Source organism: Chitinophaga sp. 01L420 (assembly GCF_056399985.1).
On sequence record NZ_JBFTSK010000018.1, the window covers coordinates 78,247 to 101,826 of the forward strand.

Consider the following 23,580-nt stretch of genomic DNA (forward strand, 5'->3'; position numbering starts at 1 on the left):
ATCGTTATACTTTTATCAGTTGTGGCGCTTCTGCAATCTGTATGCCCGGCAGGCCTACAGGTATACCAGCTACCCCTTGCTGCAATGTATCATTGATGATCACCGGTAACGTATAGTTGTGACCGTTATCTTTAAAATGCAACATATACCCTGCTGCTACCTGCAGCCTTTTCGCATCTTCACTGTGCAGCATAATATAGGGTGCAGGAATACGCTCTGCCACCCCGGGCGTATGCACACTCAGTTCTTCTGATCCGTAAATATGATAAAGTGGTACCAGCAGTAAGTGTTCCGTCATCGCCAGATAGGGTTCAGGCACCTCCGTATAAAACGGCGTGTGTCCGTTAGAGTGAGGAGCAATTAAACGCTTTCCTCCGTTGCCGTCATGCAGGGGACCACCGGTTTCTACCTGGTACTTATTCACGGACTGTACAGAGTTCCATCCCGGCGCCCAGAAGAAAGGAATCATGGAGGAAGGTGGTTCTCCCCGGTATCCTTCCATGGTAAAAGAGAGGGCGGTATCGGTATCTTCCGGCGGTTTGGGTTCACTCACCTGCAGGTTCGCCTGCATAGCCGTGCGGCCACTGTAACGATGCGGTTCTCTCGGTACTTTCTGACCGGCAATACGAAAATCCGCATGCGGAGCCAGTGTATCTATGCCTTCAAAAACCGGCCATGTGGCAGCAACATGACTTACCACGTCATCCAGGTGTTGCAGCTCAGACAGTGTGGCATGCCCGTTACCGGCGGCTATTTGTAACAGCCATCGCCAGCTCTCCTGCACAGCGGTCGTCGCCGAAAATACCTGGAAAAAACGTTGGGCGCGTCCCTCGTTGTTCACCAGTGTGCCATCAGATTCTGCAAAGGTGCCGGCAGGCAATATAATAGTTGCTTTTTCTGCAGTAGCGTTATAGAGATGATCCAGTAAAATCACATCATGTACCTTGCTGAAAAAAAGATCGGCCCTATGCTGATTTAACCGACGATACAGATCGTTTTCGAGAATAATCACCGTATCTGCTTCATTATTCAGGGCGCGGTCTACCGCAGATTCCAGGCGATGACCACCTAACATTTCCAGTCCCATACTATTACATTCAGGAACGGTAAAGGTGAGCATCGCATCGATGCCCAGATCATGCAGTGCCCAGGCTACATTGGCAGCTGATTTGATCACGGCTTCGCTGCCACTGCCATAGCCGGCAATGATAAGCGGATTTTTTGCCGTCTTTAATACGTTGGCAATTTCTACCGCAATAGCTTTACCCTGTTCCGACATGCCGTTGACTACCGGCATTTTATCGCTCAGCAGGTGGCTAACGCCAAAGCCTATACGTGCAATATTATCAGGAGCAGTATGCCAGGCACCTGCTGCCAGTTCGTCGAGTTTTGTTTCCTGTACATTCAGGATATACAGCGGGCCTTTGCTATCCTGTACGGCCTCGCGCACCGCGGCATCCTGCCAGGCGGGCATGTGTACACTGTTGATTACTTCGTTTACCGGAATACGGCGTATGGCCTGTCGTACAGACAGGGCCAGCATAGGCGCCGTGTTGGTCACATCTTCTCCCAGGATCAGCACCACATCTGCTCCTGCCGCTTCCTGCAGCGATGCGGCGCGTACCGGGCCTTGTTGAAGTATTCTGAGGGAAAGGGATACCAGGTCATGATCTGCGGCGGAAACGCCCAGGTAAAAATTGTCTGCTCCTACCAGTTCTTTTAATACCGCATTGGATTCCAATGAAGCACGCGGAGAACCGATACCTATTGTTTTACCGGGTTTCATCCGGTGATGAATATGCTGCAATATCGGGATACCATTTGCCTGTTCGGCAGGGCCGTGATATACCATCGGTGTTTTAATGCGTTGTTCACTATTCACAAATTCATAGCCGTAGCGGCCACGGTCACAAAGAAAATATCCATTTACGGCGCCATTAAAACGATTGGTAATCTGCCGGATGGCGCCATATCTTTCGCCGGCCAGGATGTTGCAGCCAAGGCCACAGCCCTGGCATACAGAAGCGGCTGAAGTAAGATCCCATTTGCGGGTATAATGCTGTTTGAGGGTTTTATCTGTAAATACGCCGGTAGGGCAAATCTCTGCCAGGTTGCCACTGAACTCACTTTCCAGGGTACCATCCTGCTGACGTCCGAAATACACGTGGTTATGCGCAGCAAATACATCGAGGTCTTTACCACCTGCAAAGTCTTTATAAAAACGCACACAACGATAGCATTGTATGCAGCGATTCATTTCGTGATTAAGGAATGGTCCGAGGTATTGGTTATTATGCGTTCTTTTAGTGAAATGATAATCGCGGTAGGAATGCCCGGTCATCACTGTCATATCCTGCAGGTGGCAGGCGCCGCCTTCATCGCATACTGCACAATCGTGCGGGTGATTGGTCATCAGCCAGCCGATCACATGTTCACGAAAATCCTTTGCGTCTTTATCGTCAATGGATAAACGCAGCTGATCTTTTACAGGCTCCATGCAGGACATCACGATTCTTCCTTTGGTATCCTCTTCGTCTTTGAAAACTTTCACTGCACATTGCCGGCAGGCACCCACTGACCCCAGGGCCGGGTGCCAGCAAAAGTAAGGAAGGTTTAAACCAAGYGACAGGCAAGCTTCCAGCAGGTTCTTGCCCTCCTTTACTTCATAGGTTTTATTATCGATGTTAATGATGGGCATATGGGCATTTTTTATCTTTGATGTGTTGCTCAAAATCTTCCCGGAAATATTTCAGTGCACTCTGCAAAGGTTCCATGGCACCAGGTGCCAGCGCACAAAAGGTATTGCCGGGGCCAAGCAGTTTCGTATGCATTTCCAGTTGTTCCAGATCTGCATACGTTCCGTGTCCCTGTTCCAAAGCATATAGTATTTTTTCTGTCCAGGGCAGTCCTTCGCGGCAGGGCGTACAGAAGCCGCATGATTCCTGTGCGAAGAAATGTTCCAGGTTATGTACAAAACCAACCGGGCAGGTACGATCGTCTAATACGACCATAGTGCCGGTACCCAGGCGGCTTCCTGCGGCCGCTACTCCTGCGAAATCCATTTTCACATCCAGATGGGCATCGGTTAGGAAATCAGTTGAAGCGCCACCGGGCAGTGCACCGCGAAAGCGATAACCGGCTTTCATGCCTCCCGCGTGTTCTTCCAGCAATTCCCGCATAGTAACCCCCATAGGTAGTTCCCAGGCACCGGGCTTGTTAACCTTTCCGCTTACACCGTATATTTTCGTACCCCCGTCGGCGGTATGGCTCAGTGATTTAAACCAATCGCCTCCGTTATTCATGATATGCGGTATGTAAGACAATGTTTCTACATTGTTCACAATGGTAGGTTTACCGAATAATCCACTTACCTGTGGAAAGGGCGGCTTGGCGCGGGGTACGGCGCGTTTACCTTCCAGTGAGTTGAGCAGGGCTGTTTCTTCCCCGCACATATATCTGCCTACGCCTGTATGCAACTGCATTTCCAGGCTGTAATTTTTACCGAGTATATTTTTACCGAGATAGCCTGCGGCATAAGCATCTGCAATGGCCTGACGCATGATGTGCGCAGCTTCTTTATATGCCCAGCGCATAAATACAAACGCCTGTGTGGCCTGTATCGCATAAGAAGAAATGATCATCCCTTCCAGCAGCTGATGTGGGTTACCTTCCAGCAGCCACCGGTCTTTGAATGTACCGGGTTCCATTTCATCGGCATTGGCAACGAGGTATTTGGGGCCGGTCACATTCATGGGAACAAAACTCCACTTCATACCGGTGCTGAAACCTGCGCCTCCTCTCCCTTTGAGATTCGCCTCTTTTACCTTTCCGGTTACTTCCTGCGGCGTAAGCTCCTGCAATACCTTGCGCAGTGCGGAGTACCCGCCCACTGCTTCGTACTCCTTCAGATGAAGTGCAGCGCCCGAAGCGGGAATATGTTGTGTGAGCGGACGTTCCATATTCATAAATATTGATCCAGTATTTGTGAAAGATCTTCTTCTTTCAGATCTCTGTAGAGGTCATTATCAATCATCAGTGCCGGTGCATGATCGCAGGTACCGAGGCATGCATTGGGCAGCAGGGTAAAGCGTTCATCGGGTGTTGTTTGTCCATATTTTATCTGCAGCAGATCCATCAGTTTCTGCTTTATTTCCGTATAGCCCATCACGTAGCAACTGATACTGTCGCAGAGCAGAATGACATGGCGACCTACGGGATGTCTGAAAATCAGGTTATAGAAAGTGGCCACGCTGTCTACTTCTGCGGTGCTCATTTCCAGCAGCTGGGCAATATCGGCCACACTGTCGTCAGATACCCAGCGGCGTTGCTGTTGTACAATTTTCAGGGCTTCAATACAGGCGGCCTTTTTTACCGGCACCTGTTGCAGCTCATGTGTGATTTGTTCTATTTCGATAGCAGAAAGCATATGTTATCAGGTTATCTGTCAATATCTGCAAGTACATAATCCATTCCTCCGAGTATAGAAAGCAGATCTGCCACTGTATAACCGCGGCTGATCAGCGGAATCATTTGCATGTGCGGGAACGAGGGCGTTCGTACCCTTACCCGGTAGGCAGAAGTATTGCCATCGCTGACCAGGTAATAGCTGTTCCATCCTTTGGTGGCCTCTGTGACCACCATGGCTTCACCGGCAGGAATAACGGGGCCCCAGCTTACGTTGAGGAAATGATGTATGAGTGTTTCTATGTCCTGCATGGTGCGTGCTTTTACCGGAGGAGTAGCCAGCGGGTGGTGCGACTTATAATCGCCGGATGGCATGTAAGCCACACATTGTTCGATGATGCGGAGGCTCTGTCGCATTTCTTCTACCCGTACTACTGCGCGGTCGTAACAATCTCCGTTGTGAGCAACCGGGATCTCGAAAGCAAAGTTCTCGTAACCTCCGTAGGGCCTTTTCTTGCGCATGTCCCACTCCATGCCGCAGGCACGGAGGCCGGGGCCGGTAACGCCCCAGTCAATGGCTTCTTCCAGGGTATAAATGCCTATTCCTTTGGTGCGGGCTTTAAACAGGTAATTTTTCATCACCATGTTATCGTATTCTTTGAGCTGTTTCGGGAAATAGCTGACGAAGTTTTTCACCAATGGTTCCCAGCCGTTGGGCAGATCCTGGGCTACGCCACCTATGCGGAACCAGTTGGGATGCATACGGCCGCCGCAAATGGCTTCAATGATTTCGAAGATCCGTTCACGGTCAGTGAACATATAGAATACGGGAGATAGCTGCCCGAGATCCTGGGCAAAGGTGCCATACCATACCAGGTGACTGGCAATGCGGAACAGTTCGCAGAGCATAATACGGATTACCTGGGCCCGGAGCGGTACATCAATACCTCCCAGTTGTTCTACCGACAGCAGATAGGCCAGGTTGTTATTCACACCACCGAGGTAGTCAATACGATCGGTATAGGGAATATAGGTATGCCAGGATTGCCGTTCTCCCATTTTTTCGGCGCCACGGTGGTGAAAACCGATGTCAGGTACGGCATCTACAATATCTTCTCCGTTCAGTTGCAGGATAATGCGTAATACGCCATGGGTGCCGGGGTGTTGAGGACCTATGTTGAGGAACATGAAGTCAGCATCTTCGCTATGGCGTTTTAAGCCCCATTCTTCGGGTTTAAACCGCAGGGCCTCCTGCTCCCTGTCCTGCTTCTCGTCATAGAGCTTAAACGGCCCCATTTCAGTAGCGCGTGCCGGGTGCTCCTTGCGGAGCGGATGCCCCTCCCAGGTGGAGGGCATAAGAATGCGTTTTAGCAGGGGGTGACCATTGAACCGGATGCCGAACATATCATATACTTCGCGTTCGTACCAGTTGGCGGAAGTCCAGATGGGTGTAATACTGTCCAGCGCAGGGTATTCGCCGTGGAGACCGGCTTTGATACGCAGGAATTCGTTTCTGTCGAAGGAAAAAAGTGTGTAAACAACGGTAAAATCATAGGGTTTGTGCCCGTTCTGTTGCCGTTTATACGCACGCTCATCAATGGCCGTGAGGTCATAGAGCATGCGATAAGGCATTTGTATTTCAGATTTAAGAAACTGTAGTACGGTCACAATATTCTCCTGTGGCGTCCAGAAGGTAGGCGTCCCATCCCGTGTAGCTTGTGGCTGAAAGGTGATATCACCGAAACGGGAGCTTAATTCCGCTGCAATGCGCTCGGGCATAGAATGGATTTTAGCTGTTAGCTTTTAGCAGGTAGCCGTTAGATTTTAGCGATAGTCTTTGATTATTAGCTTTCGCTACTAATCTAAAAGCTAATGGCTAAAAGCTAAAAGCTATTATATTTCGTCAGGTGTTTTAAATTCCGTCATTTGCTGTCGTTTTTCACGCAGGGTATCTTTCATGGAAATTTTCTCGGGTCTGATCACGCCTTGTTCTCCGATCACCCAGCTGAGTGGTCGTTTCTCTTTACCTACGGTGTCGCGCAGCATCACGAGGCCCTGCATAAATGCGTCCGGGCGCGGGGGGCAACCGGGTACATATACATCTACCGGTAAAAATTTATCTACTCCCTGTACCACACTGTAGATGTCGTACATACCGCCGGAATTGGCGCAGGAGCCCATAGATATTACCCATCGGGGTTCCATCATCTGTTCATACAAACGCTGTATGACAGGCGCCATTTTGATGAACACTGTACCGGCAATGATCATCACATCTGCTTCACGGGGAGTACCTCTGATTACTTCTGCACCGAACCGGGCTACATCATACTTAGGGGTCATAGCAGTTGCCATCTCTACAAAACAACAGGAAAGGCCGAAGTGGAAAGGCCAAAGCGAGTTTTTGCGTCCCCAGGCAAGGAGACTTTCTACAGAAGTAAGCATCACACTTTGCTGGATTACTTCTTCCATAGAAGTATTGCCGGAAACTTTGCCCGATGCATCATTTGCGTTGGTCAGCCACCATTTCATAAAAGAGTTGATTTACGTTATGCGTGAATCATAAAATCAACATGCTACTGTTACGTAAGTGCCTGTGGTGTTGGAGTCTTAATGTCCGTGTAACTGTTAACGTTAGCGGATTTTTTCTTCCGCATTTTTTTGTATGCGCGTAATATTTTCTTCCCATCAGGACCGAAGTCCAATGCGCCGTTACGCCATTCGTAAATAAGTACAGCCAATAAAATGAAGATAAAAATGGAAACGCCGAGAAAGCCAGTCCAGCCTACTTCTTTGTAGGCAATTGCCCAGGAAATAATCAATACTGTTTCAATGTCAAAGATGACGAACAGCATTGCTACCAGGTAAAACTGAGAAGGGAACCTAAGTCGGGCGGAGCCGGTGGAGATAATACCGGACTCATATGCCTCGCCTGTTGCGCGGTCTTTATGGCGTTGGCCTAATACATAAGAAAGGCCCAGTATGATACCGATGAGTATCACAACAATAGCACCATATGCTAAAAATGGCCAAATGGGGGTGATGTCAGAAACAGCGCTTTTCAAAGTGTTCGCCCTCCGAGCGATTTACTTAAAAGTCCGTTATGCCAGTCTTTAGGAAAAACCAGTAGTATGCTTTCCAATCTACTGTAACAAATCTGTTAAACATTAATATACGTCTGTAAACCGCTTAATTCAAAGAGGGAACCAGATATGGATCTGATTTCATAACGTTTCATTCGCTGCATTACGGTAAAGACTATATGAAATTGAAGTTACAAAAATTAGTACGAATCTGCAAAACTGTTTCTACTGCGAAAATCAGGTATGCGTGCCAGTTATATAACATTCCAGACTGGTAATGATATAACGTTGGTCATCTATAATAAATTTCACCACGTCCCCAATAGAAATCAAACCGATCAACCTGTTTTGTCCATCTATTACAGGCAGGTGACGGATTCTTTTATCCGTCATCAGTCCCATACAGTCTTCAATGGAATCTTCTTCAGTAACTGTAATAGGGCGTTCTGTCATGATTTCGCGGATCAGGGTTTCTTTGGAAGCACGTCCCTTGAGGATCACTCTGCGGGCATAGTCACGTTCTGAAAAAATTCCAAGGAAGTGATCTTGACTGTCGACTACCGTCAGGGCTCCTACGTTATGATCGACCAACATTTGAAGGGCTTCAAAGACAGTGTTGTCAGGGTTTATGGAGTATACTGCATGACCCTTAGCCTGCAGGATATTGCGTACCTTTCCCATGGCATGCATTTTAAGAAAGTAAATAAATGAAAAACCACCATTCCTAAGTTAGCAATTTTCGTTGTTAAAAGCAAGGCAGTGAGAAATATTTGTTAGTGTACAAAGTACACAATGGGTGGATGCAGAAAGCGGAAGGCAAAAAGCAAAAAGCTATTGAAGCAAATGCTACACGCGGATTTTACCTTCGCTAATAACATTTGCTTCAATAGCTTTTTGCTTTCTGCTTTAAGCTTTCCGCTATTTACAACGTTGCCGCTCCCGATACCGGTGCTGCTGCTTCCTGGTGTAAATCAAACACTACGATTTCATTAGCGCCTTTCTTCAGCCACGGAGCAGGACAATACAATCTTTTCTGTGGCCCTATTTCCCAATAGCGGCCCAGATTATGACCATTTACCCAAACAATACCCTTTTTGTATGCGGACATATCAATATAGGTATCACCGGTTTTATCAAGGTTAAAAGTTGCTTTAAAGAATTGTCCTGGTTTAGTTGCATTTGTAGCAGAAGCGCTGAGGTCCTGTACAAATTTCTCTGTCATTGGCAAACCATATACTTCCCAGTTCATCAGTGTCATACCATTCAGGACTACACGATCCGTGATTCCTTTACGATCAATGAGTGCATCTGCAAAGTTGATACGGCCCATTCCTTCTACCAGGATCTCCAGTACAGGATTTTGTACATCGCTTACCGGAATGTCAATTGTTTTTTCACCGAGGCGACGGTCAATTTTACCAATGTATTTTCCATTGAGAAATACAGTGGCATAATCATGCAGGTCTTTCACCGACAGCTTACCGCTCTTGTGGCCAATCAGCGTGGTTTTATACAGCATAAAGCCGTAGTCCTGCCCAAAGGCTTCAAATGGTTTAGGTTGCGGAGTATGCATCGCCGTTGGCAGATGATCCCATACAGAAGTAAATGCATTGAGCTTAAACTCCGGGATGGTAATTGTGGGGATGGGTGCCGGAACAGCCGGTAATTTTTTGCCCTTCGGGAGATAACTACCTAACAGTTGACGCAGGGCCTGGTACTTAGGCGTAGCGCTTCCCTGCTCGTTAATAGGTGCATCATAGTCGTAACTGGTTACATCTGGCTCATAACCACCTTTACCGCCTGAATTGGCGCCGGCAGTATAACCGAAATTCGTTCCACCATGAATGACGTACAAGTTAAAAGAGCGTTTGGTATCCATCAGGAATTTTACTTCTTTGGAGATGCCATCAATGCCCGGACGTTGCCATTGTTCGCCCCAGTGTGTTAACCAACCCGGATATGATTCGCTGCTGAACGCAGGTACATTCGGGTTTTGTTTTTTTGCAGCGGCAAAATCAGCTTCAGAGCCTCCGGAATCCAGTCCAATGGCAGCTCCTTCTACTCCACCTGCTTCCAGCATATAGGCAGTAGCACCGTCGGCGGTGTAGAATGGAACATTGATACCATTCTTCACCCACATGTCTTTCAGTGTATTTAAATATTCTTTATCGTTACCGTAACTGCCATATTCATTTTCTATCTGCACCATCACCACCGGACCACCATTGGTAACCAGCAAAGGTTTTACTTCTGCCGCGAGGTGTTCCACATAAGTGGTAACAGCCTGTATATAGCGCGGATCCATACAACGCACTTTGATATCCGGCGTTTGCAACAGGTAAGGTGGTAAACCACCGAATTCCCATTCTGCACACACATAAGGACCCGGGCGCAGCAATACCCACATACCTTCTTCCTGTGCTATTTTGATAAATTCTGCAATGTTGTGATTGCCGTTGCTGAAATCAAACTGTCCCTTTACCGTTTCATGATAGTTCCAGAAAATATAAGCCGCAATGGTATTACAGCCCATCGCTTTCGCCATCTGGATACGATGACGCCAGTATTCATGCGGAATACGGGCCGGATGCATTTCACCACTGATCATCTGGAAAGGCTTACCATCCAGCATGAAATCAGTTTTACTCAAGGCAAAGGAATGTTTGTTTTGTGCCTGCACTGCCTGCCCCATCCAACAGGATAGCGCCAGCATGCCGCTTAGGATTACTTTTTTCATTGTTCAAATAAGTTGCAGATAAGCGTACAAAATACGTTAAATATTAAGAATTACGAATTTCAAATTACGAATTACGGATTTGTGGGTAGATAAACAAATGTTCTTCTACCCACAAATCCGTAATTCGTAATTTGAAATTCGTAATTCCTAATTCCTAAATATTCCCTTTTTTAAGTTCATTAACGGCATGATCACATGCTCTGGCAGTAAGCGCCATATAGGTGATAGAGGGATTCACACAAGAAGAGGAAGCCATGCAGGCGCCATCGGTTACAAATACATTCTTTGCAGCATGTACCTGGTTAAAACCGTTGAGTACAGATGTTTTGGGATCTTTACCCATACGGGCCGTTCCCATTTCATGAATACAATGCCCCGGAGGAGGTGCACTATCATAGCCACCCACATTCTTCAGTCCTGCTGCTTCCAGCATTTCTATGGCACTGGCCTGCATATCCTTGCGCATGGCCTTTTCGTTGTCTTTAAACTCACAGTCGATGTCCAATGTTGGCAGTCCGTACTTATCCTTCTTCGTTTTATTCATCGTTACCTTATTCTCAAAATAAGGCAGATGTTCTCCCCATGAGCCCACGCCCATATTCCATTTACCGGGTTCGGTCTGTGCTTCTTTCAACTGTACACCAATACCTTCCCAGCTGGTACCTCTGTCTCTGCCGGCACCGCCCTGGTAACCAAATCCACGTACATAATCCTTTTGCATGGTTTTGTCGTTGGTATTGCGGAAACGGGGAATGTAAATGCCGTTAGGCCGGCGGCCACTGTTGTAATACTGGTCTTCAAAACCTTCAAACTCGCCACCGGCACCTACGCCAAAGTGGTGGTCCATGAGGTTATGTCCCAGTTGCCCGCTGTCGTTACCAAAACCATTCGGGAAACGGTCAGATACAGAATTCATCATGATCCAGCTGGTACCCAGTGTAGAGCCATTCAGGAAAATGATATCTGCATAGTATTCTACTGTTTGTAAAGTATGAGAATCCATTACCCTTACACCGGTCGCCTTGCTTTTGTCTTTATCGTATAATACTTCCAGCACTATTGAATCAGGACGCAGCGTCATATTGCCGGTAGCAGCTGCTGCAGGCAGGGTAACACCGTTGCTGCTGAAATAGCCGGTATACGGGCAACCACGGGCACACAGGTTACGGTACTGGCAGGGACCGCGATCTTTCAATCCTTTGGTCAGGTGCGCCACACGGCCGATGGTGATGATACGGTCGTTATATTTTTCCTTTACGCGGGCCGCCACATGTTTTTCCAGGCAATTCATTTCCATGGGGGGCAGAAAAACGCCATCCGGCAGCTGGGGCAATCCTTCGGCCTGCCCGCTTACGCCAATGTATCTTTCTACATATTCATACCAGGGAGCAATGTCCTTATAACGGATAGGCCAGTCTACACCGTGCCCGTCCTTTGCATTGGCTTCAAAATCGAGGTCACTCCAGCGATACACCTGTCGTCCCCACATCAGGGAGCGTCCGCCTACATGATATCCACGCAGCCAGTTAAAGGGTTTTACTTCGTTGTAAGGATTCTCTTTATCATCTACCCAGTACTGTTGTGTTGCTTCGTCAAAAGCATAGCAGCGGCTCTGGATAGGATGTTTCTCCCTCATTTCATTAGTGGTGTTGAGGTGATGCGCAAATTCCCAGGGCGCTTTCATGGCGGTGGTGTAGTCCTTGATATGTTCTACATTACGGCCTCTTTCCAGCACCAGTGTTTTCAGACCTTTTTCACTCAGCTCTTTCGCAGCCCAGCCACCGCTGATGCCGGACCCCACCACGATGGCATCGTAGGTATTTTCTTTTTGTGCCTTTATATTAAGATTCATATCATCGCGTGTTAAAAGTATTTAGCGGCCAGGGCATCACCCTTTGTTAAAGGTGTTATTCCCTGACCGCTAAGTACTATAGTTTTAGATATTGCCTTTCTTTAATTCTTTTACTGCATAATCCACTGCACGGGCTGTCATAGCCATGTAGGTGAGGGAAGGATTTACGCAGGAAGCGGATGTCATGAAAGAACCATCTGTTACGAATACGTTCTTCACCGCATGCATCTGGTTGAAGCCGTTGAGCATCGACGTTTTCGGATCGCGGCCCATACGTGCGGTACCCATTTCATGGATAGCCATACCCGGGTAAGAACCGTTGTCGTATGTTTTCACGTTTTTCATACCTGCTGCTTCCAGCATTTCTGCGGCATCATTCATCATGTCTACGCGCATCTTCTTCTCGTTCTCCTTAAATTCTGCATCGAATTTCAGGACAGGCTGGCCCCATGCATCTTTCACGGAGCTATCGAGCGTTACCTTATTCTCTTCATATGGTAAGCATTCGCCGAAGCCGCCTAAACCGATACTCCATTGGCCCGGTTCAGTGAGCATTTCCTTGAAGTCTTTACCCACACCCATTTCAGCAATACCGCGACTCCATCCGGAGCGGCTGGCGCCACCCTGGTAACCAAATCCGCGGATATAATCGCGTTTGTCGTTGCCAATGTTGCGGTAGCGTGGTACATAGATACCGTTTGCACGGCGACCGAAATAGTATTTGTCTTCATACCCTTCTGCAGTACCAGAAGCACCGGTGCGGAAGTGGTGATCCATCAGGTTTTTACCGAGCACACCACTATCGTTACCCAACCCATTCGGGAAGCGGGAAGAGATGGAGTTCATCATCACAAAAGTAGATCCCAGGGTAGAACCGTTAATGAAGATGATTTTAGCGTAGTATTCTACCGTTGCCTTGGTATGTTTATCTATCACTTTTACACCGGTAGCTTTGCCTAATTTTTCATCGTAGATCACTGAGTTTACGATGGAGTCAGGACGGAGCGTGAGGTTACCGGTAGCCCGCGCTGCCGGCAAAGTAGAGGATTGTGTACTGAAATAAGCGCCAAACGGACATCCGCGGCTACAAAGATTACGATATTGGCATTTCTCACGGCCAGGAAGGGGCTGCGTAATATTCGCCACACGTCCCATGGTGATGATACGGCCCTTGAATTTGTCTTCTACACTTTTCTTTACATCTTTTTCCACACAGTTCATTTCCATCGCTGGCATAAACTGACCATCGGGCAGTTGAGGCAGGCCTTCTTTTGAACCGCTGATACCGGCAAATTTCTCCACATAGTCATACCAGGGAGCAATGTCTTTGTAACGGATAGGCCAGTCTACCGCAATGCCATCTTTCAGGTTGGCTTCAAAGTCAATATCGCTCAGGCGGTAAGACTGACGGCCCCACATGATGGACTTACCACCTACGATATCGGGACGATACCAATCGAAGCGTTTTACTTCGTTATATGGACTTTCGGAGTCGTTGATCCAGTATTTTTCGTTGTGTTCACTGTAAGGATAATCGCGGCTCAGTTTAGGATGTGTTTCGCGCTGATCTACGGTAATGCGGCCACGGTGTTTGAATTCCCATGGATCTTTGGTAGCAGTATCGTAGTCTTTTACGTGCTCCAGTGGCTTACCACGGTCGAGCATGAGTACTTTTAGTCCTTTTTCGGTTAATTCTTTGGCTGCCCAGCCACCACTGATACCAGAGCCAATCACGATGGCATCATAGGTATGCTCTTCCTGTGCTTTTATATTCAGGTTCATGTATGATCAGATTTAAAGAATAAAAAGAAGTTTTATACTGCCCAGGCTTTCTCTCCTTTGGTATAAGGGATACAGCCTTCGAACTTACCCGGTACCGGCACATAACGCAACGCTTTGGTCGCACCTTGCTCTGAAGTAAAGTAGCCCAGCAGGGTTAATTCTTTCAGGTACTGGAAGTAATGGGTAGGATCTCCTTCTTTCTTATCTTTACGCTTGTTGTAGTTTACGCGCTCCTCTTCAATGGTAGTGAGCAGTTTGGTGCGTTGTTCCGGAGTAATGTCCATGAAGCCTTTTTTGAATTCCTTGTTACTGGCAGCATCAATTTTCGACAATCCATCCAGGAACACCTGTTGGTCTTCTTTCTTGTAGCAATCGTTCATCATCACAATGATGAATTCTTCTACTTTGGCATCTTTAGCACCGGGAGTGCTGGTTCTGGGTATGATGGTTTCAGCTACTTCTGCCAGGAAGGCTTTCGTTTCCGGCTTTTGCAAATCATAGTTTTTCGGAGCGGAACCTGTACAGCTTTCTAAGGCTGATAACGTGGAAGCGGAAATGGCGGTGCCCAACAAAATCGCCACATTCCTTATTGCGTCTCTTCTGTGCATATTGGTAAATTGATTTGACCTTCGAACAAGTTGGAAAAAAAAACGCTAAAAACCAAATTAAAGTGTGTAAAAAGTACATAAAGAGAAAAGCCTAAAGCAAAAAGCTATTAAGGAGAATGACCAAAGCGAAGATTATCCGCCCTGTTCATTCTCCTTAATAGCTTTTTGCTTTAGGCTTTATGCCTTACGCTTACATAATATATTTCCCCTTGTCGTCTACCAGTACTACCGGCAGGCGATGGTGTTTTTCAAAATAATCGTACGCCCCTCTCAGTTCTGTCCAGAATTGCTTGGAAGAGCCATCTGTCAGTGTAAAAGTACCGAGATAGTTCATGGAACCGGTATTACCGAATTTTACTGGGAAAACATGTACCGGGATAAAATCCTGTCCGGCGTTTTTAGCGTTTACAGCCATGATGTATACCTCGTCAATGAATTCATCTGTCAAAGGAATACAACCCACTGTGATGCAGTTGCCGTGAATATAAATTTCACCACCCGGATTTTTGGCATCGCTCAGGATGCGATCGGAAAAATTGGGATAGTTGATACCGAGTGACAGGTGATAATTACTGTTTGGATTAAAATCGTTGATATAGTAGAAGCCTTCCGGTACTTGTCTGTCGCCTTCCTTGCGTTTTGGCCCCATTTTACCTGATAAGGTGCATACACGGTAGGATTTAAACAAGCGGAAAGTATCCGATGCATTGTTTTTTACCCATATTTCCATCTCACTGTCGAGCTTGAAAGAACGAATGAACATATACTTTGCAGGATAAGTCAACCCTTTCTTTTCGAACTCTTTTTTCAGCAACTCTTCCTTCTCACGGTATGCCTCCCCTACTTTGGGAAACATTTTCTGGTTGTCGAGGAAAGATTGCTGGGCAAATATTTTGCCTGCACCCAACAAAATCAAGACGATTACTACTAGTCGCTTCATATACTAATTCAACAAAATTTTAATGTTTAAACCAGGTTTACGTAAGCAAGATAAAACAATAACAGGGCAATAATAAAATATATTACCATGCTTACTTTCTTGCTGGCAATCTTTAAAATATAGTGCTTGTGCCCCTGATAGATCAATATAGCCGTAAAAGCCTGGAAAATCCCACCTAACAAAAACAATACACCAAACAGTGTTTGCATCCTCATAAAAACGGAACAGTTATTTTAATATTGTAAAGTTAAGTGATTATTGCTTTACTGTAGCTTTATCCATTCCAGTTTTACCACTGCAGCATCCATTCCGGATGTATAAGTACCGCGTACAGGGTATTTACCACCGTTATAGGCATACGAATAGGTACTGGTTACCACGCGGGAAGAATTAACGCTGCTGATATTTTCTGTCAGGATATTGTGTGCAGACAAGTTAGCGGCGCTGAGATCCATCAGGTTGGCCAGTTCCGGTTGTTGTTGCTGAGGATTCTGCTGTTTGTCGTAGGTGTAGCCTATCGCCGATGTATGCAGGAATTTGGAGTATCCTGGTTGTTTACCAAAATTATCGATCTGCGTTACATTTCCTTCTCCGTCCCAGGTAAATTGCTGGTAGCCGGTATTTTCCCAGGTGCCTTTAGCCGGATTCTTTCCAAACTGGTACCGGGTAGCGAGTTTACCGGTTTCGTTATACACCAGTGAATCGTAGGTATACACCGCATTGTCGCGGTAGTAGCTGATCTTAGCCACTTTGTCTCCTGCGTAATCATAGGAAGTATAAAGATCTCCGGTGGTGGCGGCTTCGTTGTCCGCAAAAAGACTTTTCACCAGGCGGCCATTTTCATAAATAGGGAGCTGTACATCACTGTAAGCTGCATTTTCCGTTTTATGAAACTGTACAATTTTCCTGATGGTCTTATCCGCATTGTATTCCAGCACGGTTTGTCCTGCCGGAGAAGATATTTTATGCAGATAAGTACTTTGTTGTGAATTCCGGTCTGAACGGAAGGCCGAAAAAACAACGACAGATGCCATAAGCATGGCCAGGCTAACCCTTTGGGTGGCAGATTTGTTGAGCATAGGTTACAAATATTAAAAATTTTGCATTATATAAAGACGGCATAAAAATATGGCTAATTAAATGGGAAACAAGGAAGATATGGTTATTAAGTTGTTAATAACAAAGGTTTTCATAAAAACAGGCCCTTCCAATCATTTCCATCATATAAATTAAATATACGCATTAAAAATAATAAATATCTATTAAAATAAAAATAAAAAAGCCCGCCGTGGAAACCAGGCGGGCTCTGCATTTAAATTGTTGTAACCATCATAAGGCGGCCTAAAGAACTCCCATCGGGAGTGTAACTAAAGAAAGCATAGGAAACTATAAGTTACCGCGCAATGCCTGTTCTCTTTCTATAGATTCAAACAGGGCTTTGAAGTTGCCTTTACCAAAAGACTGTGCTCCTTTACGCTGAATAATTTCAAAAAATACGGTAGGTCTGTCCTGCAGTGGCTTGGTGAAGATCTGCAACAGGTACCCTTCATCGTCTCTGTCGACCAGGATGCCTAATTCCTTTAACGGGGCGATAGACTCATCAATCTTCCCTACCCTGTCCAGCAATGTTTCATAGTATACCTCCGGCACCTTCAGGAACTCCACGCCCCTGCGCTGCAATTCAGACACTGTTTTCACAATATCATTGGTAGCAATGGCCACGTGCTGTACACCCGGTCCACCGTAGTAATCCAGGTATTCTTCGATCTGGGATTTCTTTTTGCCTTCGGCTGGTTCGTTGATCGGGAATTTCACACGTCCATTACCGTTACTCATCACTTTACTCATCAGGGCAGAGTACTCGGTAGAAATATCGCTGTCATCAAAAGAGATGAGGTTTTTGAATCCCATTACACGTTCGTAAAATCCTACCCAGGTATTCATCTCGTTCCAGCCCACATTACCTACGCAATGATCTACATATAGCAGGCCCGTATCAGCCGGGTTATAGTCTGATTTCCATTCTTTGAAACCAGGGAGAAACAGTCCGTTGTAATTTTTACGTTCTACAAACACGTGAACCGTATCGCCATAAGTATGAATCCCACTGCGCACCACTTCGCCAAATTCATCTTTCTCTACGGTAGGCTCCATATAAGGTGTAGCACCGCGTTTCACGGTTTCCTCATAAGCAGAACGGGCATCTTCTACCCATAGTGCCAGTACTTTTACACCATCACCATGTTTAGCCACGTGACGGGAAATATCTGTATCGGGAAACAGGGAGGTAGTCAGCACAAAGCGTAATTTATTCTGCACTAACAGGTAAGATACCCTGTCTTTGACACCGGTTTCCGGACCGGCATACGCCACTGATTGAAAACCGAAAGCTGTTTTGTAGTAAATAGCGGCCTGTTTGGCATTGCCCACATAAAACTCAACATAGTCTGTGCCGTTGAGGGGTAAAAAGTCCTGCTGACCGGTTAAGTTGTCTGCATTCATTAATGCTGTTTCCATAACATTCAATTGTTTTGGTTTTATAAGTCGTTGGTTGCTGTTATTAATAATTATTCTGCCCAGCTCATTACATAGCTGCCATCTTCAATACCCAATGCTTCTTCCGTGATTTGCAGCGGATGAAAGGTATCTACCATTACTGCCAGTTCTTTTGTTTCCTTTGCGCCGATACTTTTTTCCACGGCTCCGGGATGTGGTCCATGCGGAATGCCTGCAGGATGCAGGGTAATCATGCCGCGCACTACATGTTTACGGCTCATAAAGTCACCATCTACATAATATAATACCTCATCACTGTCGATATTACTATGATTATACGGGGCAGGAATTGCCTGCGGATGGTAATCAAATAAGCGGGGACAGAAAGAGCATACTACGAAGTTGGTTCCTTCAAACGTTTGATGCACCGGAGGTGGCTGATGCACACGACCAGTGATGGGCTCAAAATCGTGAATGGAAAAAGCAAACGGATACTCGCATCCATCCCACCCTACCACATCAAACGGATGATGCTTATAGTGGATCGGATATATTACGCCTTTCTTTTTAATGCGGATCAGGAAATCCCCGGCCTCATCAATAGTTTCCAGGTTTTGCGGCTGCCGGATATCTCTTTCGCAGTATGGTGAATGTTCGAGCAGCTGTCCGTATTTACTCAGGTATCTTTTCGGATAACGGATAGGACTAAACGACTCTACAATAAACAGGCGGTTATCTGCGCTGTTGAACGAGATCTGGTAAATAGTGCCGCGTGGTATTACCAGGTAATCGCCATAACCGAATTCCAGTTGACCGTACTGCGTTTTCAGCACACCGCTGCCTTCGTGTACAAAGATCATTTCATCTGCATCCGCATTTTTATAGAAATAACCTTCCATACTTTTACGGGGGGAAGCGAGTACAATGTGCAGATCACTATTAACCAACACCGCTTTACGGCTCTGCAGAAAATCATCTTCCGGCTTTATATTGAAGCCCATAAAACTGCGGTGTTTCAGCATCTTTTCTTCCGCCACTTTAGGCGCAACGGAGTAAGGTTCATCTACTTTTACAATTTCAGTAGGTGGGTGGCAGTGATACAATAAGCTGGAATGAGAGGAGAATCCTTCAGTAGAAAACAACTGTTCCGAATACAACTGGCCATCCGGTTTGCGGAACTGGGTATGGCGCTTATGCGGTATTTGTCCTAGTTTATAATAATGTGGCATATCAGGTGAATTGAATAAAATTGTTTTGGTGTACAATTAACGATTGAACGGGTGTATGATTCGTACTGGTGTATGATCGAAATGATATATCAATGCGCAACCGGTGAATGGTAATAAATAATGAGATACACATGCACGGGAATAGCAGAAAATTACTATTACAAAGTTACGGTATATAAACACGAAGAATGGCCGGTAGTGGCCGTTGGGAAAGGTTATGCCAAAGTCGAATCCATGGCAAGTGTGGCCATGAGAAAGTAGTAGTTAAGCTGACTGTTGCTTGTATATTTCAGTGAAATGGACAAGTGGCGATTGTTTAGGCAACTAAGTTAAGGATATAATTCTATATTAACCAAAATAAGTAGGCACCTGGAAGGGGCATAGTGCGGTGAAAGAGTAGTGAAAGAGTAGTAAGAGTGTAGTAAGAGAGTAATATAACAGCAGTAAGAGTGCAATGGAACAGTAATAGCAATATAGGGGGAATGTAATAGATAGACGAATCCTAAGTACCGGAGAAGTATTGGAGAAGTATTGGTAGTGTAGTAACAACATGAAGACGGAGCAGTTGAAATTCGCTAATACGTCACAATATTGTCACGAAAACAACATTTTCATTACTTATTGGAATAACAAAAACATACCAACAGCGGCCATTTATTAAATAATAATCACCAAAAATGCATAAAAACAATACAACAACAACGAACAAGCCCATTTTTTAAAATATTTCTAAATATCGCCACTGCACTTTTATTTACCGGTGTAATTATAGACTTTTGTTACACAATCGTCATATTTAAAATAGTGATACCGTTTTACACATATCAATTCTCTGTTAATCCTGCCTCTCAGCCGGACACGGACACTATGGCGACAACGTCCACATTTATTACAACCCCACTGCGGGGTTAGTTTTCACATATTATCCAACGACCACAAAGTGGTACACAACCGGGAGGACCCGGAGTTAACTACGTATAAATTTTCCATATGCAAGTATTAAAATTTGGCGGCACTTCTGTAGGAAGCGCCAAAGCAATAGAACAGGTTTGCAACATCCTCAAAAAATATAAACCTGCCGGACAATATGCTATCGTTGTATCTGCACTGGGTGGAGTAACGGACAAGCTTATACGCTGCGGACAACTCGCAGAGCAAGGCGAGGAAGAATACAAAAATGTATTACAGGAAATTGAAGCCCGACACCTGGATACGATCCGTGAGTTATTCCCCATTACCGCACAAAGCGGACAGATTAGCCAACTGAAGAAAAAATTAAATGCCCTCGAAAACCTCTGCGACGGCATCTTCCAGGTAGCGGAACTCAGCCCCCGCACCCTGGATAAAATTATGAGCTACGGAGAACTGATGTCCTGTACCATCGTAGCGGAGAAACTCAAACAACAAGGCTTCTCTGCCGCCTGTAAAGACAGCCGAGAGCTGATTGTAACAGATAATAACTTTGGCCACGGCGCCGTGAATTTTGTTGCCACCAATCACCATATTACCCAGTACTTTGCACAGTCCACTGTTGACTATGTAGTATTACCGGGCTTTGTAGCTGCTACCGCCGAAGGAGAAACCACTACCCTGGGCCGCGGCGGATCCGACTATACTGCGGCTATTGTGGCCGCTGCTGTTAACGCCGACGTACTGGATATCTGGACAGATGTTAGCGGCATGATGACCGCAGATCCCCGCATCGTATCACAGGCAATTCCTATTTCACATATCTCTTATGTGGAAGCCATGGAACTCTCCCACTTCGGCGCCAAAGTAATTTATCCGCCTACTATCCAGCCGGTCATGAGTAAACACATTCCTATCTGGATCAAAAACACCTTTGCACCGGAAGATCATGGCACCCTTATCCAGGACAGCGCTGACCGCAGTTTCCCCGTAACCGGTATCTCCGGCATACAACATATTGCACTGCTCACCCTGGAAGGCAGCGGCATGGTGGGCATCCCCGGCTTCTCCAAGAGATTGTTTGAATCGCTCTTACGGGAACGGATCAACGTGATCCTCATTACACAGAGTTCTTCCGAACACTCCATTACTGTAGGCATACATGAAACGGATATGCTGAAAGCCAAAACTACCGTTGACAGCGAGTTTGGTCAGGAAATACTGGATAAACGCATCGAACCCCTGCACGTAGAAAAAGATCTCTGCATTGTAGCCGTAGTAGGTGATAAAATGAAAAACCATCACGGCACCAGCGGCAAACTGTTTGGCACCTTAGGCCGCAACGGTATCAACGTAAGGGCCATTGCACAGGGATCTACAGAGAAAAACATCTCCGCTGTCATTAATAAGGCAGATATCAAAAAAGCCCTGAACGTGATGCACGAAACCTTCTTCGAAATACCGCTGAAACAGGTCAACCTGTTTATTGCGGGTGTAGGTAACGTGGGCAGCAAACTACTGGAACAGCTGCAGCAACAACAACAGTACCTCCGGGATGAGCTGGGACTACAGGTAAGAGTGATTGGCCTTGCCAACAGTAAACATACCCTGGTAATGGACGGTGGCATTCCTTTGGATAACTGGCGCGAACAGCTGGAGCAGGGCGACCGTGTAAGTACCACCGATTTTGTACAACAGATTAAATCACTGAACCTCCGCAACAGTGTATTCGTGGATAATACCGCCAGCAGCGACATTGCGGCTGTGTATCATGAATTTCTGCAACATGGTATTTCGGTGGTCACCTGCAATAAAATTGCCTGTTCTTCCGAATATATCTATTACAAGCAACTGAAAGACCTTGCCAGAAAATACAATGCGTCTTTCCTTTTCGAAACCAATGTTGGCGCAGGATTACCGGTTATCAACACCTTGAATGACCTGATCAGAAGCGGTGACAAAGTACATAGTATAGAAGCCGTTTTATCCGGCAGCCTCAATTTTGTGTTCAATCATTTTGTTAACGGCTCCAGCTTCCGGGAAGTGGTGAAAGCCGCACAGGATGAGGGATACACAGAACCAGATCCACGCATTGACCTAAGCGGTAAAGATGTAATGAGAAAGATACTGATCCTTGCCCGGGAAAGTGGTGCGGCCATAGAAATGGACGAAATCACCAACTACTCTTTCCTGCCGGTAGCCTGCCTGGATGCGCCTTCCGTACCTGCTTTCTACGAAGAACTGGACGTACATGCCGGACATTTTCAGGGGCTCCGCGAAACCGCTGCCGCCGAAGGTAAACGCCTGAAATTTGTAGCCCGCTATGAAGATGGCAAAGCCTCTGTAGGATTACAAAGTGTAGCGCCRGATCATCCGTTCTTTAAGCTGGAAGGCAAGGATAATATTGTGCTGTATACTACCAGTCGCTATAAAGACCAGCCACTGATCGTGAAAGGCGCCGGTGCAGGTGCAGATGTAACAGCTTCCGGCATCTTTGCTGATATTATCCGCAGTGCCAGATTATAAACTTTACATTAATGTTTGCCGCATCCTTGCAAACCTTGGAATCAATTATTAAATTAAACTTACTTAAACGGTTATATGGATAGTATAAAAGTATTTGCGCCAGGAACTGTTGCCAATGTGGCCTGTGGCTTTGATGTGATAGGACTTGCACTGGATGCGCCGGGAGATGAAATGATCCTTCGCAGGTCCGGCGAGCCGGGCATTCGCATTACTGCCATCCATGGCGCAGACCTCCCGCTGGATCCCGCCCGTAATGTGGCCGGTGTGGCGGTGCAGGCCCTCTTACAGAAATACGAACAACCGGATATCGGGATTGAAATAGAGATCTTCAAAAAAATCCATCCGGGTAGTGGCATTGGTTCCAGTGCTGCCAGTAGCGCCGGTGCGGTAGTAGGCGTTAACCACTTGCTGGGAGAGCCTTTCACAAAAAAACAACTGGTGCGCTTTGCCATGGAAGGAGAAAGACTTGCCTGTGGCTCTGCACATGCCGACAACGTGGCGCCGGCCATCCTGGGCGGTTTTACGCTGGTAAGAAGTTATCGCCCGCTCGACATCACCACACTGCATACCCCTGAACATTTATGGGTGACCGTTATACATCCGCAGATAGAAGTAAAGACTTCTGATGCCCGCGAAATACTGAAGCAGAAAGTACTGATGACCGATGCCATCCGGCAGTGGGGCAACGTAGGCGCACTCGTGGCCGGCTTATACCAGGAAGATTATGAACTCATCAGCCGCTCCCTGGAAGATGTGATCGTAGAACCGGTAAGGGCCATCCTCATCCCTGCCTTCCATGAACTCAAACTGAAATGTAAGGAAGCCGGCGCCCTGGGCGGAGGTATTTCCGGTTCCGGTCCTTCTGTATTTATGCTTAGCAAAGGAGAAGAAAATGCCCGCAAAGTTGCGGCTACTATGGATAGCGTTTACGCACCACTGGGAGTAGATTATAAAATCTATGTTTCCCAAATTAACACCGCCGGTGTAAAAGTGATTGACTAACCAAAACAAACG

At 46.4% G+C, this 23,580-nt stretch carries 18 protein-coding genes; 3 read left to right on the forward strand and 15 right to left on the reverse strand.

Annotation, left to right across the window (positions count from 1 at the left end; translation table 11 throughout):
• Nucleotides 1-4 precede the first annotated feature (4 nt).
• The 15 genes from nuoG to AC1DP6_RS18600 all read right to left on the reverse strand — a co-directional run bounded on the left by nuoG (nt 5) and on the right by AC1DP6_RS18600 (nt 19,131).
• Nucleotides 5-2,698, reverse strand: coding sequence for an NADH-quinone oxidoreductase subunit NuoG (gene nuoG / locus AC1DP6_RS18530; RefSeq protein ID WP_477056156.1), 2,694 nt, complete (start codon nt 2,696-2,698; stop codon nt 5-7).
• Nucleotides 2,685-3,959: an NADH-quinone oxidoreductase subunit NuoF gene (gene nuoF / locus AC1DP6_RS18535; protein WP_477056157.1), complete on the reverse strand. Its 1,275-nt coding sequence runs from the start codon at nt 3,957-3,959 to the stop codon at nt 2,685-2,687. The genes nuoG and nuoF overlap by 14 nt, the downstream gene beginning before the upstream one ends.
• A 2-nt stretch (nt 3,960-3,961) precedes the next feature.
• Complete coding sequence (gene nuoE / locus AC1DP6_RS18540) at nt 3,962-4,426, reverse strand: NADH-quinone oxidoreductase subunit NuoE (RefSeq protein ID WP_477056158.1); 465 nt, start codon at nt 4,424-4,426, stop codon at nt 3,962-3,964.
• 11 nt (nt 4,427-4,437) lie between these two features.
• The gene (gene nuoC / locus AC1DP6_RS18545) at nt 4,438-6,183 is read right to left on the reverse strand and encodes an NADH-quinone oxidoreductase subunit C/D (RefSeq protein WP_477056159.1); all 1,746 of its coding nucleotides are present in this window, start codon (nt 6,181-6,183) and stop codon (nt 4,438-4,440) included.
• Between the two features lie 114 nt (nt 6,184-6,297).
• Complete coding sequence (locus AC1DP6_RS18550) at nt 6,298-6,936, reverse strand: NADH-quinone oxidoreductase subunit B (RefSeq protein ID WP_477056160.1); 639 nt, start codon at nt 6,934-6,936, stop codon at nt 6,298-6,300.
• A 50-nt stretch (nt 6,937-6,986) separates the two neighbouring features.
• Entirely contained in the window at nt 6,987-7,406 is a 420-nt protein-coding gene (locus tag AC1DP6_RS18555) for an NADH-quinone oxidoreductase subunit A (protein ID WP_477056161.1), read from the reverse strand.
• A 318-nt stretch (nt 7,407-7,724) separates the two neighbouring features.
• A complete protein-coding gene (locus AC1DP6_RS18560) occupies nt 7,725-8,168 on the reverse strand; it encodes a CBS domain-containing protein (protein WP_477022640.1) in 444 nt (147 codons plus the stop codon).
• A 241-nt stretch (nt 8,169-8,409) separates the two neighbouring features.
• Nucleotides 8,410-10,224: a glycoside hydrolase family 35 protein gene (locus tag AC1DP6_RS18565; protein ID WP_477056162.1), complete on the reverse strand. Its 1,815-nt coding sequence runs from the start codon at nt 10,222-10,224 to the stop codon at nt 8,410-8,412.
• A gap of 154 nt (nt 10,225-10,378) precedes the next feature.
• Nucleotides 10,379-12,076, reverse strand: a complete 1,698-nt coding sequence (locus AC1DP6_RS18570) for a GMC oxidoreductase (RefSeq protein WP_477056163.1) — start codon at nt 12,074-12,076, stop codon at nt 10,379-10,381.
• A gap of 84 nt (nt 12,077-12,160) precedes the next feature.
• Nucleotides 12,161-13,858 (reverse strand): GMC oxidoreductase, encoded by a 1,698-nt coding sequence (locus tag AC1DP6_RS18575; protein WP_477056164.1) that lies wholly within the window; start codon nt 13,856-13,858, stop codon nt 12,161-12,163.
• Nucleotides 13,859-13,890: 32 nt separating this feature from the next.
• The gene (locus tag AC1DP6_RS18580; RefSeq protein ID WP_477056165.1) at nt 13,891-14,466 is read right to left on the reverse strand and encodes a gluconate 2-dehydrogenase subunit 3 family protein; all 576 of its coding nucleotides are present in this window, start codon (nt 14,464-14,466) and stop codon (nt 13,891-13,893) included.
• A gap of 190 nt (nt 14,467-14,656) precedes the next feature.
• Nucleotides 14,657-15,406 carry a L,D-transpeptidase family protein gene (locus tag AC1DP6_RS18585; protein WP_477022645.1) on the reverse strand — a complete coding sequence of 250 codons (750 nt, stop codon included), beginning with the start codon at nt 15,404-15,406 and terminating at the stop codon, nt 14,657-14,659.
• 263 nt (nt 15,407-15,669) lie between these two features.
• Nucleotides 15,670-16,485 carry a hypothetical protein gene (locus AC1DP6_RS18590; protein WP_477056166.1) on the reverse strand — a complete coding sequence of 272 codons (816 nt, stop codon included), beginning with the start codon at nt 16,483-16,485 and terminating at the stop codon, nt 15,670-15,672.
• 307 nt (nt 16,486-16,792) lie between these two features.
• The gene (gene hppD, locus AC1DP6_RS18595) at nt 16,793-17,923 is read right to left on the reverse strand and encodes a 4-hydroxyphenylpyruvate dioxygenase (RefSeq protein ID WP_441574068.1); all 1,131 of its coding nucleotides are present in this window, start codon (nt 17,921-17,923) and stop codon (nt 16,793-16,795) included.
• Nucleotides 17,924-17,973: 50 nt separating this feature from the next.
• Nucleotides 17,974-19,131, reverse strand: coding sequence for a homogentisate 1,2-dioxygenase (locus AC1DP6_RS18600; RefSeq protein ID WP_477056167.1), 1,158 nt, complete (start codon nt 19,129-19,131; stop codon nt 17,974-17,976).
• A gap of 120 nt (nt 19,132-19,251) precedes the next feature.
• On the opposite strand from AC1DP6_RS18600, the gene AC1DP6_RS18605 reads away from it, so the two are divergent.
• The 3 genes from AC1DP6_RS18605 (at nt 19,252) to AC1DP6_RS18615 (ending at nt 23,568) form a co-directional block, all read left to right on the forward strand.
• On the forward strand, nt 19,252-19,392 hold the full coding sequence (locus AC1DP6_RS18605; protein WP_477056168.1) for a hypothetical protein: 141 nt from the start codon (nt 19,252-19,254) through the stop codon (nt 19,390-19,392).
• Between the two features lie 729 nt (nt 19,393-20,121).
• Entirely contained in the window at nt 20,122-22,566 is a 2,445-nt protein-coding gene (gene thrA, locus AC1DP6_RS18610) for a bifunctional aspartate kinase/homoserine dehydrogenase I (RefSeq protein WP_477056169.1), read from the forward strand.
• A gap of 75 nt (nt 22,567-22,641) precedes the next feature.
• Nucleotides 22,642-23,568: a homoserine kinase gene (locus AC1DP6_RS18615; protein ID WP_477022651.1), complete on the forward strand. Its 927-nt coding sequence runs from the start codon at nt 22,642-22,644 to the stop codon at nt 23,566-23,568.
• The last annotated feature ends 12 nt before the right edge of the window (nt 23,569-23,580 follow it).

Excerpts from the sequence above, each read along its gene's own strand:
- AC1DP6_RS18560 (WP_477022640.1), bottom strand. The coding sequence starts at position 8,168 with ATGGGAAAGGTACGCAATATCCTGCAGGCTAAGGGTCATGCAGTATAC.
- AC1DP6_RS18600 (WP_477056167.1), bottom strand. The coding sequence starts at position 19,131 with ATGCCACATTATTATAAACTAGGACAAATACCGCATAAGCGCCATACC.
- hppD (WP_441574068.1), bottom strand. The coding sequence starts at position 17,923 with ATGGAAACAGCATTAATGAATGCAGACAACTTAACCGGTCAGCAGGAC.
- AC1DP6_RS18570 (WP_477056163.1), bottom strand. The coding sequence starts at position 12,076 with ATGAATCTTAATATAAAGGCACAAAAAGAAAATACCTACGATGCCATC.
- AC1DP6_RS18605 (WP_477056168.1), top strand. The coding sequence starts at position 19,252 with ATGAGATACACATGCACGGGAATAGCAGAAAATTACTATTACAAAGTT.
- AC1DP6_RS18585 (WP_477022645.1), bottom strand. The coding sequence starts at position 15,406 with ATGAAGCGACTAGTAGTAATCGTCTTGATTTTGTTGGGTGCAGGCAAA.
- AC1DP6_RS18575 (WP_477056164.1), bottom strand. The coding sequence starts at position 13,858 with ATGAACCTGAATATAAAAGCACAGGAAGAGCATACCTATGATGCCATC.
- nuoC (WP_477056159.1), bottom strand. The coding sequence starts at position 6,183 with ATGCCCGAGCGCATTGCAGCGGAATTAAGCTCCCGTTTCGGTGATATC.
- AC1DP6_RS18580 (WP_477056165.1), bottom strand. The coding sequence starts at position 14,466 with ATGCACAGAAGAGACGCAATAAGGAATGTGGCGATTTTGTTGGGCACC.
- AC1DP6_RS18550 (WP_477056160.1), bottom strand. The coding sequence starts at position 6,936 with ATGAAATGGTGGCTGACCAACGCAAATGATGCATCGGGCAAAGTTTCC.
- nuoF (WP_477056157.1), bottom strand. The coding sequence starts at position 3,959 with ATGGAACGTCCGCTCACACAACATATTCCCGCTTCGGGCGCTGCACTT.
- nuoE (WP_477056158.1), bottom strand. The coding sequence starts at position 4,426 with ATGCTTTCTGCTATCGAAATAGAACAAATCACACATGAGCTGCAACAG.
- AC1DP6_RS18590 (WP_477056166.1), bottom strand. The coding sequence starts at position 16,485 with ATGCTCAACAAATCTGCCACCCAAAGGGTTAGCCTGGCCATGCTTATG.
- AC1DP6_RS18615 (WP_477022651.1), top strand. The coding sequence starts at position 22,642 with ATGGATAGTATAAAAGTATTTGCGCCAGGAACTGTTGCCAATGTGGCC.
- AC1DP6_RS18565 (WP_477056162.1), bottom strand. The coding sequence starts at position 10,224 with ATGAAAAAAGTAATCCTAAGCGGCATGCTGGCGCTATCCTGTTGGATG.